Annotated in this window: 17 protein-coding genes; 11 read left to right on the forward strand and 6 right to left on the reverse strand. The window is 52.9% G+C overall.

All coding sequences use genetic code 11. From position 1 onward, the window contains the following. Positions 1 to 7 precede the first annotated feature (7 nt). From K6L24_RS01820 to K6L24_RS01840, 5 genes are all read left to right on the forward strand, one after another. Positions 8 to 997, forward strand: a complete 990-nt coding sequence (locus tag K6L24_RS01820; protein ID WP_002919219.1) for a DNA-directed RNA polymerase subunit alpha — start codon at positions 8 to 10, stop codon at positions 995 to 997. Between the two features lie 40 nt (positions 998 to 1,037). Next, positions 1,038 to 1,424: a 50S ribosomal protein L17 gene (gene rplQ, locus K6L24_RS01825; protein WP_003850180.1), complete on the forward strand. Its 387-nt coding sequence runs from the start codon at positions 1,038 to 1,040 to the stop codon at positions 1,422 to 1,424. A gap of 121 nt (positions 1,425 to 1,545) precedes the next feature. Beyond that, a complete protein-coding gene (locus K6L24_RS01830) occupies positions 1,546 to 1,917 on the forward strand; it encodes a DnaJ family domain-containing protein (RefSeq protein ID WP_062749330.1) in 372 nt (123 codons plus the stop codon). Beyond that, a complete protein-coding gene (gene zntR / locus K6L24_RS01835) occupies positions 1,917 to 2,348 on the forward strand; it encodes a Zn(2+)-responsive transcriptional regulator (protein ID WP_062749328.1) in 432 nt (143 codons plus the stop codon). The genes K6L24_RS01830 and zntR overlap by 1 nt, the downstream gene beginning before the upstream one ends. Before the next feature lie 55 nt (positions 2,349 to 2,403). Next, positions 2,404 to 2,619, forward strand: a complete 216-nt coding sequence (locus tag K6L24_RS01840; RefSeq protein ID WP_062749326.1) for an alternative ribosome-rescue factor A — start codon at positions 2,404 to 2,406, stop codon at positions 2,617 to 2,619. A 40-nt stretch (positions 2,620 to 2,659) separates the two neighbouring features. Here the strand turns inward: K6L24_RS01840 and mscL are convergent, their stop codons facing one another. From mscL to def, 5 genes are all read right to left on the reverse strand, one after another. Then, positions 2,660 to 3,073, reverse strand: a complete 414-nt coding sequence (gene mscL / locus K6L24_RS01845) for a large-conductance mechanosensitive channel protein MscL (protein WP_062749324.1) — start codon at positions 3,071 to 3,073, stop codon at positions 2,660 to 2,662. 118 nt (positions 3,074 to 3,191) lie between these two features. Then, positions 3,192 to 4,568: a Trk system potassium transporter TrkA gene (trkA, locus tag K6L24_RS01850; protein ID WP_062749321.1), complete on the reverse strand. Its 1,377-nt coding sequence runs from the start codon at positions 4,566 to 4,568 to the stop codon at positions 3,192 to 3,194. A 59-nt stretch (positions 4,569 to 4,627) separates the two neighbouring features. Next, complete coding sequence (rsmB, locus tag K6L24_RS01855; RefSeq protein WP_118665379.1) at positions 4,628 to 5,917, reverse strand: 16S rRNA (cytosine(967)-C(5))-methyltransferase RsmB; 1,290 nt, start codon at positions 5,915 to 5,917, stop codon at positions 4,628 to 4,630. 51 nt (positions 5,918 to 5,968) lie between these two features. After that, a complete protein-coding gene (gene fmt, locus K6L24_RS01860; protein WP_062749317.1) occupies positions 5,969 to 6,916 on the reverse strand; it encodes a methionyl-tRNA formyltransferase in 948 nt (315 codons plus the stop codon). 23 nt (positions 6,917 to 6,939) lie between these two features. Beyond that, on the reverse strand, positions 6,940 to 7,449 hold the full coding sequence (def, locus tag K6L24_RS01865; RefSeq protein ID WP_062749315.1) for a peptide deformylase: 510 nt from the start codon (positions 7,447 to 7,449) through the stop codon (positions 6,940 to 6,942). A gap of 126 nt (positions 7,450 to 7,575) precedes the next feature. Between def and dprA the strand changes: the two genes are divergently transcribed. Genes dprA through K6L24_RS01895 form a run of 6 tightly spaced genes read left to right on the forward strand, consistent with a single transcriptional unit; the run spans position 7,576 to position 11,374 of the window. Next, complete coding sequence (dprA, locus tag K6L24_RS01870) at positions 7,576 to 8,700, forward strand: DNA-protecting protein DprA (protein ID WP_137270133.1); 1,125 nt, start codon at positions 7,576 to 7,578, stop codon at positions 8,698 to 8,700. Then, positions 8,672 to 9,145, forward strand: coding sequence for a DUF494 family protein Smg (gene smg / locus K6L24_RS01875; protein ID WP_062749311.1), 474 nt, complete (start codon positions 8,672 to 8,674; stop codon positions 9,143 to 9,145). The genes dprA and smg overlap by 29 nt, the downstream gene beginning before the upstream one ends. 25 nt (positions 9,146 to 9,170) lie before the next feature. Beyond that, entirely contained in the window at positions 9,171 to 9,740 is a 570-nt protein-coding gene (locus tag K6L24_RS01880; RefSeq protein WP_062749309.1) for a DNA topoisomerase family protein, read from the forward strand. Then, entirely contained in the window at positions 9,724 to 10,290 is a 567-nt protein-coding gene (gene tsaC, locus K6L24_RS01885) for an L-threonylcarbamoyladenylate synthase type 1 TsaC (protein ID WP_118665381.1), read from the forward strand. The genes K6L24_RS01880 and tsaC overlap by 17 nt, the downstream gene beginning before the upstream one ends. A gap of 11 nt (positions 10,291 to 10,301) precedes the next feature. Then, a complete protein-coding gene (aroE, locus tag K6L24_RS01890) occupies positions 10,302 to 11,117 on the forward strand; it encodes a shikimate dehydrogenase (protein ID WP_062749305.1) in 816 nt (271 codons plus the stop codon). Further along, entirely contained in the window at positions 11,114 to 11,374 is a 261-nt protein-coding gene (locus tag K6L24_RS01895) for a DUF1488 family protein (protein WP_222681890.1), read from the forward strand. The genes aroE and K6L24_RS01895 overlap by 4 nt, the downstream gene beginning before the upstream one ends. On the opposite strand, the gene K6L24_RS01900 is transcribed toward K6L24_RS01895, so the two are convergent. Beyond that, positions 11,341 to 11,895 (reverse strand): gamma carbonic anhydrase family protein, encoded by a 555-nt coding sequence (locus K6L24_RS01900; protein WP_222681891.1) that lies wholly within the window; start codon positions 11,893 to 11,895, stop codon positions 11,341 to 11,343. The two genes, K6L24_RS01895 and K6L24_RS01900, sit on opposite strands and share 34 nt — an antisense overlap. Positions 11,896 to 11,960: the final 65 nt, after the last annotated feature.

Raw genomic sequence — 11,960 nt, forward strand, 5'->3', positions numbered from 1 at the left:
GGACACAATGCAGGGTTCTGTGACAGAGTTTCTAAAACCGCGCCTGGTAGATATCGAGCAAGTGAGTTCGACGCACGCCAAGGTGACCCTTGAGCCTTTAGAGCGTGGCTTTGGCCATACTCTTGGTAACGCACTGCGCCGTATTCTGCTTTCATCAATGCCGGGTTGCGCGGTGACCGAGGTTGAAATTGATGGTGTACTGCACGAGTACAGCACCAAAGAGGGCGTACAGGAAGATATCCTGGAAATCCTGCTCAACCTGAAAGGTTTGGCGGTAAGAGTTCAGGGCAAAGATGAAGTTATTCTTACTCTGAATAAATCTGGCATTGGCCCTGTGACTGCAGCCGATATCACCCATGATGGGGATGTCGAAATCGTCAAGCCGCAGCACGTGATCTGTCACCTGACCGATGAAAACGCCGCTATTAGCATGCGTATCAAAGTTCAGCGTGGCCGTGGTTATGTGCCGGCTTCTGCCCGAATTCATTCGGAAGAAGATGAGCGCCCAATCGGCCGTCTGCTGGTCGACGCCTGCTACAGCCCTGTAGAGCGAATTGCCTACAATGTTGAAGCAGCGCGTGTAGAACAGCGTACCGATTTGGACAAGCTGGTCATCGAAATGGAAACCAACGGCACTATAGATCCTGAAGAAGCGATCCGCCGTGCGGCTACCATCCTGGCTGAACAACTGGAAGCTTTCGTCGACTTACGTGATGTACGTCAGCCGGAAGTGAAAGAAGAGAAACCAGAATTCGATCCGATCTTGCTGCGCCCTGTTGACGATCTGGAATTGACTGTCCGCTCTGCTAACTGCCTTAAGGCAGAAGCTATCCACTACATCGGTGATCTGGTACAGCGTACCGAGGTTGAGCTGCTTAAAACGCCTAACCTTGGTAAAAAATCTCTTACTGAGATTAAAGATGTGCTGGCTTCTCGTGGTCTGTCTCTGGGCATGCGCCTGGAAAACTGGCCGCCCGCTAGCATCGCTGATGAATAACCCGATCACAGGTTAAGGTTTCACTGAGAAGGATAAGGTCATGCGCCATCGTAAGAGTGGTCGTCAACTGAACCGCAACAGCAGCCATCGTCAGGCTATGTTCCGCAACATGGCTGGCTCTTTGGTTCGTCATGAGATCATCAAGACGACCCTGCCAAAAGCGAAAGAGCTGCGTCGCGTAGTTGAGCCGCTGATTACTCTTGCCAAGACCGACAGCGTAGCTAATCGTCGTCTGGCATTCGCCCGTACTCGTGATAACGAGATCGTGGCAAAACTGTTTAATGAGCTCGGTCCGCGTTTCGCGAGCCGTGCAGGTGGTTACACTCGCATTCTGAAGTGTGGCTTCCGCGCTGGTGACAACGCTCCGATGGCTTACATCGAGCTGGTTGATCGTCCAGAAGCTCAAGCAGAAGCTGCAGCAGAGTAATCTGCCGCAGTACTTGAAAAAACCCCGCTTGCGGGGTTTTTTTATATCCAGAATTCCTCCTCCTTTTTAACTCACTTGCAAATACGTTATGCTGACCTCAATCTGATTTACGGAGGCAATAATGTCCTTACTCGATCAACTGGCAGAAACACATATTCTTGCTGCTCTGCGTCAGGGTGAGCTTGACGATCTTCCCGGATCGGGCAGACCGTTGCAGCTTGATGATGACAGTCATGTACCGGCAGAGCTGCGCGCTGGCTATCGCATTCTTAAAAATTCTGGTCATTTACCGCCGGAACTGGAGATGAGACGCGAAGCACTCGAGTTAGATGAATTATTACGTACAGTCGACCCCGCAGATAAGCGCTATCAGCAGCAGGAAAAACACCTACGGCTTCTGGAGATAAAGCTACGCCAGGCCGGCGTTAATACTGACTTTTTGCGAGGTGGTTATGGCAGCAAAGTGCAGCAGCATTTTCTTGAGGAGAAGTAATGTACCGTATCGGGCAACTGGCTAAACTCGCTGACGTGACACCAGACACTATCCGCTTCTATGAAAAACAGCAGATGATGGATCACGAAGTGCGCACCGGCGGCGGCTTCCGTCTTTACAGCGACAACGATTTAAAGCGTCTGAAGTTTATCCGCTATGGCCGCCAGCTGGGGTTCACTCTTGAATCTATCCGCGAACTGCTTTCCATTCGTGTCGATCCTGAACATCACACCTGTCAGGAATCCAAAACGATTGTGCAAAAGCGACTCAACGAAGTCGAGTCCATGCTCAGCGAACTGCAGCACATGCAGCGCTCACTCAAGCGGCTGAATGATGCCTGCTGTGGTACCGCGCACAGTAGCGTTTACTGTTCAATACTGGAGGCTCTGGAGAAAGGAGCGAGCTCGACAAGGGATAAAAGCACCGATTGAAATTCTGTTATCACAGGTTTATATTCTTTGACGTCATTCATCAACAGGAAAAATCATGACTGTTTACCAGCATAAGAAAGGCACTATCCGCCATAATGCGCTTGAAGCATTGCTTCATGACCCGCTGTTTAAACCGCGCGTTGAAGCCAATGAAAAAGGCAAAGGCAGCTACCGCCGCAAAGATAAACATGCGAAGAAAGGTAACTGGGAGGCCAGTGGTCAGAGCGTTAACCGCGTACTGACCACTGGCCTTCCGGCTAATCAGGCATAAAAAAACCGCCGTGAAGGCGGTTCCGTGAACGTCATGTCGCTTACAGCGGTTTATTATTTTGTTCTTTCAGCAGGTCGCGAATTTCACTTAACAGGGTTTCTTCAGCCGAGGGCTTTGCCACCGGTTTTTCCACTTCTTTCTTTTTGTACATTTTGTTCATCACTTTAATGGCCATGAAAATGGCAAAAGCCACGATGACAAAATCAAAAATGGTCTGCAGGAAAATGCCGTACTGCATTACGACCGCGGCTGTTTCTCCTTCGGCCGGCTTTAATACCCATGCAAACTGTTTGAAATCAACGCCACCGATCAATAATCCCAGCGGAGGCATGATGATGTTTGCTACGAGTGAGGACACGATTTTGCCAAACGCAGCACCGATGATGACACCGACTGCCAGGTCCACCACGTTGCCACGCATCGCGAAATCGCGAAACTCTTTGAATAAACTCATTGTTATCTCCTGTTTTTGCCAATGATGTAAGTCTAACAAACGATCGTGCATTTTCCACGGCGTGAGAGGATAAAAATCCGCTGCACCCGGCGTTGAAACAGGGTGAGCGAAGCGAGCATCACAGGAAGAAAGGGCTAGGCTGGAACAGCCTTTCAACGTCGGGCACGAATTTTTTATCCGTCAGAAACATGATCACATGGTCACCCTGCTCAATTCGAAGATTGTCATTGGCGATGATCACATCATTCCCTCGCACCACGGCACCGATAATCGTACCAGGGGGAAGCTTGATATCATCGATCTGGCGGCCCACCACTTTGGATGTCGACTCTTCACCGTGAGCAATAGCCTCAATCGCTTCCGCCACGCCACGGCGCAGTGAAGAGACGCCGACAATATCAGCCTTACGCACGTGGCCAAGCAGTGCCGAAATCGTCGCCTGCTGCGGAGAGATCGCAATATCAATGACGCTGCCCTGGACAAGATCAACATAGGCACGGCGCTGGATAAGCACCATGGCTTTCTTCGCGCCCATGCGTTTGGCCAGCATCGCCGACATGATGTTGGCTTCATCGTCGTTAGTGATGGCGATAAACAGATCGATCTGATCGACGTGTTCTTCCGCCAGCAGCTCCTGATCCGACGCATCGCCGTAAAAGACAATGGTATTTTGCAGATTCTGCGCCAGTTCGGCTGCCCGCTGCTGATCCCGTTCGATCAGCTTAACGCTGTAATGCTTTTCCAGACGCTGTGCCAGACCGAAACCAATATTGCCCCCTCCGACAATCATAATGCGCTTGTAGGGCTTTTCCAGACGCTGATATTCACTCATCACTGCCCGGATATTCTGGCTGGCGGCAATAAAGAACACCTCATCTCCCGCTTCGATGATGGTCGATCCCTGCGGTCGGATCGGGCGATCCTGACGAAATATCGCTGCCACCCGCGTATCAATATGCGGCATATGTTCGCGCATCACCGACAGCGCGTTACCGACCAGCGGGCCGCCGTAATAGGCTTTCACCACCGCCAGACTCACTTTACCTTCAGCGAAGTTCACCACCTGCAGCGCGCCCGGGTATTCAATCAAGCGGTAGATATTGTCAATCACCAGCTGCTCAGGCGAGATCAGATGATCGATGGGCACCGCCTCCGGTATAAATAATTTGTCGGCATCGCGGATATAATCCGGCGCGCGGATGCGGGCAATACGGTTCGGCGTGTTAAACAGAGAATAGGCCACCTGGCAGGCCACCATATTCGTTTCATCCGAGTTGGTGACGGCAACCAACATATCAGCATCTTCAGCGCCGGCCTCACGAAGGACCCGGGGATGCGAGCCATGCCCCTGAACCACGCGCAGGTCAAATTTATCCTGCAGCTGCCGTAAACGCAGCGCATCGGTATCGACCACGGTAATATCGTTGTTTTCACCGACCAGGTTTTCAGCAAGGGTTCCGCCGACCTGTCCTGCGCCAAGAATGATGATTTTCATTGAGCTTCAGTCTGTTGGTTGTCGTTCAGGTTAGGGTGCAGTTTACCGCGCCATAGCGATCATTGTTTTATCAATTTAGCGTAATAGAAGCCATCACCACCATCGATTTGCGGGAAGACCTGAATCCCTGGCTGGGCCTGATCACCGGTATCGCACAGACGTGCGTCAGCATGTCGCTGCAGGAACTGGGTTATCTGCAATGCATTCTCTTCGGGGAGTATAGAACACGTGGCGTACAGCATGGTGCCGCCTGTCTTCAGATGAGGCCATACCGCATCCAGTATCTGCTGTTGCAGCAGGGCCAGCTCCGGTATATCCCGGTCGCGGCGTAGCCATTTAATATCCGGGTGACGGCGGATCACGCCGGTTGCCGAGCATGGCGCGTCCAGCAGGATACGATCGAACTGAGTGTTTCCACACCAGTCCTGCGGGGTGCGCCCGTCACCCAGCTTAACCTCTGCCTGCATATTCAGCCGCTGTAAATTCTCGCTAATTCTGGCCAGCCGCTGTGCATCCACATCAACCGCCATAACTTCAGCCTGTGGAGCTGCTTCCAGAATATGCGTGGTTTTTCCCCCCGGTGCGGCGCACAGGTCGAGGATCTTCTCGCCGTTTTGCGGGTCGAGCAGCGCGACGCAGCCCTGGGCTGATGCATCCTGTACGGTCACCCAACCCTCTGCAAATCCCGGTAGCTGACCTACGGCACAGGGTGCCTCCAACCTTAAAGCATCGCTATGCTGCGGATGAGCAAAAGCAGTTTTACCACTTTCTTCCAGCAGGGCCAGCCAGGCATCACGGCTGTGATGATTCCGGTTCACGCGTAGCCACATGGGTGGGCGCTGATTATTAGCTTCCACAATGTGCTTCCACTGACCGGGCCAGGCGCGTTTCAGACGTTCCAATAGCCATTTAGGATGCAGATGCTGTTGATCACCTTCGTTCATCTGTTGCATCAGTGCTTCCTGCTGACGCTGGAACTGGCGCAGGACACCGTTAATCAACCCTTTTAGCTGCTGACGTTTCAGGGCGATGGCACCTTCTACCGTCTCCGCCAGCGCGGCATGTGCCGGAATGCGGGTGTACATCAGCTGATAAAGGCCGACCATAATCAGATAGTGGATCGTCCGTTGCTTACCGGTCATCGGGCGTGACATCAGCTTGCTGATAATCCATTCCAACTGTGGCAGGGTGCGCAGGACGCCATAGCAAAGCTCCTGTAACAGGGCAGCATCCTTTTCACCGACCATTTTCTGGGCGGCGGGCAGCACGTTACTGAGCGATTGCCCCTGCTCTACGACTTTTTCGATAGTCTGAGCGGCAACGCTGCGTAAATTGGTATTTTTTTTCATAGTGGGTTCGCAATTCTGACGAAAACCCGGTATGCGCTACCGGGCATCGTGTCAGGCAATGATATTGCCAGGGGTAAACCATTCACGGCGGGAATTAAGCAGATCCTGGGCTTTCATGGCTTTCTTGCCGGCAGGCTGCAGTTCTTCAATATTCAGTACGCCATCGGCCGTGGCGATCTGAATACCCTGTTTATCGGCCTGCAGGATTTCACCCGGCTGGTGTCCGTTAACGGCGGCCAGAACGGAGGCCTTCCACACTTTCACGGGTTGTTCATCAATGATGAAGTAGCTCACAGGCCAGGGATTAAAGGCCCGGATACAGCGCTCCAGCTGTGCGGCAGAGAGTGACCAGTCAAGGCGAGCCTCTTCTTTACTCAGTTTCTCGGCATAGCTAACCAGCGATTCATCCTGCACTTCTGGCTGTACGCTACCGTCTGCAATCTGGGTCAGTGTGGTCAACAGGCCGGTCGGGCCGAGCTGCGCCAGTTTGTCATACAGTGTGGCGCTGGTGTCTGTGGCTTCGATAGGACAGGCCAGTTTGTGCAGCATATCGCCGGTATCGAGGCCGACATCCATCTGCATAATAGTCACACCGGTTTCAGCATCACCAGCCCACAGCGAACGCTGTATCGGGGCAGCACCGCGCCAGCGCGGCAGCAGAGATCCGTGAACATTAATACAGCCCAGACGCGGCATATCCAGCACGCTCTTTGGCAGGATCAGCCCATAGGCAACCACCACCATGACATCGGCGTTCAGCGCAGCGACCAGTTGCTGGTTTTCCTCAGGACGTAAGGATTTAGGCTGAAATACCGGAATACTGTGTTGTTCAGCCAGATGTTTCACCGGGCTGGCAGTCAGCTTATTACCACGACCGGCAGGGCGGTCTGGCTGAGTGAATACGCCCACCACCTCATGTCCTGATGACAACAGCGCGTCGAGATGACGCGCTGCAAAGTCAGGGGTGCCGGCAAAAATGATTTTCAATGATTCGGACACGTGATTCCCTATAGCCAGCGAGCTTAATCGCGGGCGCTCTGGCGATACAGTTTTTCCAGCTTTTGACGAATACGCTGACGTTTCATTGGCGACAGGTAATCAATAAACAATTTACCCACCAGATGATCCATCTCGTGCTGAATACAGATTGCCAGCAGCCCATCGGCTTCCAGCTCATAGCTTTTGCCTTCACGGTCAAGCGCACGGATTTTGACTTTCTCGGAGCGCGGCACCAGGGCACGCTGTTCCGGAATAGACAGGCAGCCTTCTTCGATACCCGTTTCGCCGCTCTCTTCCAGCAACTCAGGGTTAATCAGTACCAGACGTTCGTCACGATTCTCAGAGACATCAATAACAATGATGCGCTGATGGATATCCACCTGAGTTGCGGCCAGGCCAATACCTTCTTCGGCATACATCGTATCAAACATATCATCGACGATACGCTGGATATCGGCATTCACTTCTTTTACGGGGTTCGCAACGATGCGCAGGCGCTCGTCAGGAAAATGTAATACCTGCAAGACTGACATAACTTTCCAGATCTGTGTTCAAGGGATTAGATATTTATCCCTCTTATTGTAGACATTTCGCGCTGGGATTGACAGCATTCCTGGCAGGTAACCTTCAGGGGAAGGGGCTGAATCAGGGAGCGATTTATGTCACCAGTGGAATGTGCATTGCGGCTTTCAGGCGTAGCCGGAATCTCCAGTTCACAGCGTCTGAGTTTATTGACGGCCTTACAGGCGATTGCACAACCGGATGAGCGGGCGCTGGCCTCTCTGGGATTATTACCCCATCAACAGCAGGCGTTCCTTTTATACGATACGGCAATGATTGCGCAGAGTCTGGAATGGCTGGAAGCACCGCAGCACTATTTTATTACCCCACTCAGTCCTTATTACCCGGCACAATTAAAAGCGATTGCCCAATTTCCGCTGATACTGTTTGTTGCCGGCGATCCGGCTTTACTGGCTACCCCGCAACTGGCTGTCGTGGGGAGCCGTCACTGTTCACATTATGGACGTGAGTGGGGAAGCTGGTTCAGTCAGGCTCTGGCCCTCAGCGGGCTCACCATTACCAGTGGCCTGGCATTAGGCATTGATGGCGTTGCCCACCGTGCAGCGCTGGAAGTCGGGGGTAAAACTATTGCGGTGCTGGGCAGCGGATTAAATACGCTCTACCCACCACGCCATGCGACACTGGCAGAACAGATTATTGCCGATGGTGGGGCACTGGTTTCTGAGTTCCCGCTGTGTGTGAAGCCGTTACCTGCGCATTTTCCCCGGCGTAACCGCATTATCAGCGGGCTCAGCCTGGGCGTTCTGGTGGTAGAGGCGACATTACGCAGTGGCTCACTGGTCACCGCGAAACTGGCGCTGGAACAGAATCGGGATGTTTACGCTGTTCCCGGGGCCCTGGGTAATCCTGGCAGTGAAGGAACACACTGGCTGATTCAGCAGGGAGCCTTACTGGTAGCACACCCTAATAATATTATCGAACAAATACAGAGTGACCTGACGTGGCTGCCTGATTTATCACAACTGACAAACAATTCCGCAGAGAGTGCTAATCCTCCATTGCCATTTCCCGATGTGTTGGCTAACGTAGGAGATGAGGTTACACCTGTTGACGTCGTCGCTGAACGTGCCGGCCAACCTGTGCCAGCCATCGTAGCGAAGCTGCTTGAGTTGGAGTTAGCAGGGTGGATCGCAGCTGTACCCGGCGGCTATGTCCGATTGAGGAGGGCAAGCCATGTTCGACGTACTAATGTATCTGTTTGAAACGTACATCCACAACGAAGCAGAAATGCGCGTTGATCAGGATAAATTGACGGATGATTTAGCCGAAGCAGGTTTTCATCGTGAAGATATTTATAATGCGTTGAACTGGTTGGAAAAGCTGGCGGATTATCAGGAAGGCCTGGTAGCTCCGATTCAGTTGACTTCCGATCCGCTGTCTATGCGTATCTACACCGAGGAAGAGAGTCAGCGTTTAGATGCCAACTGCCGTGGCTTTATTTTGTTCCTGGAGCAAATTCAGGTACTGAATCTGGAAACACGTGAAATGGTCATCGAACGTATCATGGCGCTTGATACCCTCGAGTTTGATCTGGACGATCTCAAATGGGTGGTGCTGATGGTGCTGTTTAACATCCCAGGATGTGAAAACGCCTACCAGCAAATGGAAGAGCTACTTTTCGACGTCAATGAAGGAATGCTGCACTGAAGATTGCCTTCGTGTACACAATGTTATGAATAAAACAGCGCTTTTCGCTGTGCGAAAAAATGAATCCTGCCCCCAGTGTGGGGCAGACCTGGTTATTCGCTCCGGGAAGCACGGTGCTTTCCTTGGGTGTTCGCTTTATCCCGAGTGTGACTATATTCGTCCACTAAAAGGTCAGGCTGACGGGCACATTGTTAAAGTGCTTGATGGCCAGTTGTGCCCGAAATGCGGTGCCGCTCTGGTGCTGCGTCAGGGGCGTTATGGCATGTTTATCGCCTGCGGTGATTATCCCGAATGCGACCACACAGAAACCATCGATAAGCCGGATGAAACCACACTCGCCTGCCCACAGTGCCAGGGGGGGAGGCTGGTACAGCGCCGCTCGCGCTACGGTAAAACCTTCCATGCCTGCGATCGCTACCCGGAATGTCAGTTTGCGGTGAATTTTACTCCGGTTGAAGGCGTCTGTGAGTTTTGCCAGTTTCCGCTACTTATTGAAAAGAAAACCGCCAGAGGTGCAAAGCGTTTCTGCGCCAGTAAAGCCTGTGGCAAACCTGTAACGTCTGAGAATGGTAGTGAAGATGAAATCCGTGGATGATTCGCTAGCGCGGTGCATGAGTCAGTTACGTCAGTCTGCAGTAATAGCTTATCCCACTGAAGCCGTATTTGGTCTGGGGTGCGATCCAGACAGTGAAAGCGCCGTAATGAAGCTGCTGGCGTTGAAACGTCGTCCGGTAGAGAAAGGGCTGATCCTGATTGCCTCTGACTATCAGCAACTGCTCCCCTATATTGCAGACGAACAACTTTCTGTTGAGCAGAAACATCGCATGTTTTCCCGCTGGCCGGGACCGGTGACCTGGGTATTGCCATCAAGAGCAACGACACCGGCCTGGCTGACAGGGCGTTTTTCTTCGCTGGCGGTGCGCGTCAGCGACCATCCTGACGTCGCGGCACTCTGTAACGGTCTCGGTAAGCCGCTGGTGTCCACCAGTGCCAATCTGACGGGGCTGCCACCCTGCCGTAACATCGCAGAAGTCCTGGCGCAGTTCGGGAGCGATTTTCCTGTGCTTCATGGGGAAACCGGTGGCCGCCTGAATCCATCAGAAATTCGTGATGTATTAACCGGTGAGCTTATTCGCCAGGGGTAAAAGAGAACACTATGTCGTTTGTCGTCTTTGGTAATCCAATTCATCACAGTAAATCACCGCGTATTCATCAACTGTTTGCTGAACAGACCGGGCTGCTACATCCCTATACACGTTTTTGTGCGCCAGTGGACGCTTTTGAGCAAGCGGTAGGGGCGTTTTTTGCCGCAGAAGGAAAAGGCGCAAATGTAACGCTGCCTTTTAAGCAGCAGGCTTACACGCTGGCCAGTGAATTAAGTGAACGTGCGGCGTTGGCGGGTGCGGTCAATACGCTGAAGAAGCTGGATGATGGCCGCCTGCTGGGCGATAACACCGACGGTATCGGGCTGCTAAGCGATCTGCAACGTCTGCAGTTGATCGAACCCGGCGATCGGATCCTGCTGATCGGGGCAGGCGGGGCGGCCCGCGGTGTGATCCTCCCTTTACTCTCTACTGATAGCCGCATTGCGATCACTAACCGCACTTATGCGAAAGCTGCAGAGCTGGAGACGTTGTTTCATCGGCATGGTGACGTCAGGGCTGTCACCCGTGATGAACTCACCACTATGCCTTTTGATCTGGTCATCAATGCGACCTCCAGCGGCGTTGCAGGCAGTGTTCCTGATCTGCCGGCTTCACTGATCAATGCACAGACCCGTTGCTATGACATGTTCTATCAGGCAGGTGAGACGCCTTTCCTGCGGTGGTGTCGTCAGCAGGGTGCGACTCAGATGGCGGATGGCCTCGGTATGCTGGTGGGGCAGGCTGCCCATGCCTTTATGTTGTGGCACGGTGTTATGCCGGACATCACGCCCGTTATTGCTGTGTTGAAAGCCGAGATGAGTGAGTGAACCAGTCGATTCAGTTTCCCGAAAGAGAATGGTGGGATGATGCAGCGCGAGCGGTGTGCTTTACCGCGCTGGTGGATGGCTTTCAGTGTGTTTGCGCTATTGGCGGCGAAGTTTTACTTCGCCGCTTTGCTACAGAAGGTGATCCCCTTAGCTGCTTCCGTCTGAACCGCTGGGAACTGGAAGATGATGCCGAGCGTGCGATCAGGCAGCAGGATGAAGATGCTCAGGGCTGGTTCTGGCTCTCTTCTGACAGGTAATCATTTTTCCAGCCCACATAGTTACTGGCAGAATAAAGCAGGCCGTCAGTCTCTTCTTTCGTCAGCGGTCTGATTTTTTTCGCCGGGCTTCCCAGATAGAGAAAGCCGCTCTCCAGTCGTTTGCCCGGAGAGACCAGGCTACCGGCACCAATCATCACGTCATCTTCGACGACGACACCATCCAGCAGAATCGCCCCCATACCGACCAGTACCCGATTGCCAATGGTGCAGCCGTGCAGCATGGCCTTATGTCCGACAGTAACATCCTCGCCGATGCTCAGTGGATGGCCTTGCGGATTAGTGGTGGACTTGTGAGTCAGATGCAGCACGCTGCCGTCCTGGATGTTAGTCCGTTTACCGATGGAGACGTGGTTAACATCTCCACGGATAACCACCAGGGGCCAGACACCGACATCATCCGCCAGAACGACATTGCCAATGACGACGCTGGTGGAATCAATCATTACACGCTCACCCAGTTGGGGGCGCACTCCTTTATAGGTACGTATGTTGTGGCTCATCATGACCTCATTGTTGATAAGATCCTTCCAGCCTGATGCCAGGCCGGTAATTGATCAATGATCGC

Source organism: Erwinia persicina (genome assembly GCF_019844095.1).
GTDB lineage: Bacteria > Pseudomonadota > Gammaproteobacteria > Enterobacterales > Enterobacteriaceae > Erwinia > Erwinia persicina.

Excerpts from the sequence above, each read along its gene's own strand:
- K6L24_RS01820 (WP_002919219.1), top strand. The coding sequence starts at position 8 with ATGCAGGGTTCTGTGACAGAGTTTCTAAAACCGCGCCTGGTAGATATC.
- rplQ (WP_003850180.1), top strand. The coding sequence starts at position 1,038 with ATGCGCCATCGTAAGAGTGGTCGTCAACTGAACCGCAACAGCAGCCAT.
- K6L24_RS01830 (WP_062749330.1), top strand. The coding sequence starts at position 1,546 with ATGTCCTTACTCGATCAACTGGCAGAAACACATATTCTTGCTGCTCTG.
- zntR (WP_062749328.1), top strand. The coding sequence starts at position 1,917 with ATGTACCGTATCGGGCAACTGGCTAAACTCGCTGACGTGACACCAGAC.
- K6L24_RS01840 (WP_062749326.1), top strand. The coding sequence starts at position 2,404 with ATGACTGTTTACCAGCATAAGAAAGGCACTATCCGCCATAATGCGCTT.
- mscL (WP_062749324.1), bottom strand. The coding sequence starts at position 3,073 with ATGAGTTTATTCAAAGAGTTTCGCGATTTCGCGATGCGTGGCAACGTG.
- trkA (WP_062749321.1), bottom strand. The coding sequence starts at position 4,568 with ATGAAAATCATCATTCTTGGCGCAGGACAGGTCGGCGGAACCCTTGCT.
- rsmB (WP_118665379.1), bottom strand. The coding sequence starts at position 5,917 with ATGAAAAAAAATACCAATTTACGCAGCGTTGCCGCTCAGACTATCGAA.
- def (WP_062749315.1), bottom strand. The coding sequence starts at position 7,449 with ATGTCAGTCTTGCAGGTATTACATTTTCCTGACGAGCGCCTGCGCATC.
- dprA (WP_137270133.1), top strand. The coding sequence starts at position 7,576 with ATGTCACCAGTGGAATGTGCATTGCGGCTTTCAGGCGTAGCCGGAATC.
- smg (WP_062749311.1), top strand. The coding sequence starts at position 8,672 with ATGTTCGACGTACTAATGTATCTGTTTGAAACGTACATCCACAACGAA.
- K6L24_RS01880 (WP_062749309.1), top strand. The coding sequence starts at position 9,171 with ATGAATAAAACAGCGCTTTTCGCTGTGCGAAAAAATGAATCCTGCCCC.
- tsaC (WP_118665381.1), top strand. The coding sequence starts at position 9,724 with ATGAAATCCGTGGATGATTCGCTAGCGCGGTGCATGAGTCAGTTACGT.
- aroE (WP_062749305.1), top strand. The coding sequence starts at position 10,302 with ATGTCGTTTGTCGTCTTTGGTAATCCAATTCATCACAGTAAATCACCG.
- K6L24_RS01900 (WP_222681891.1), bottom strand. The coding sequence starts at position 11,895 with ATGAGCCACAACATACGTACCTATAAAGGAGTGCGCCCCCAACTGGGT.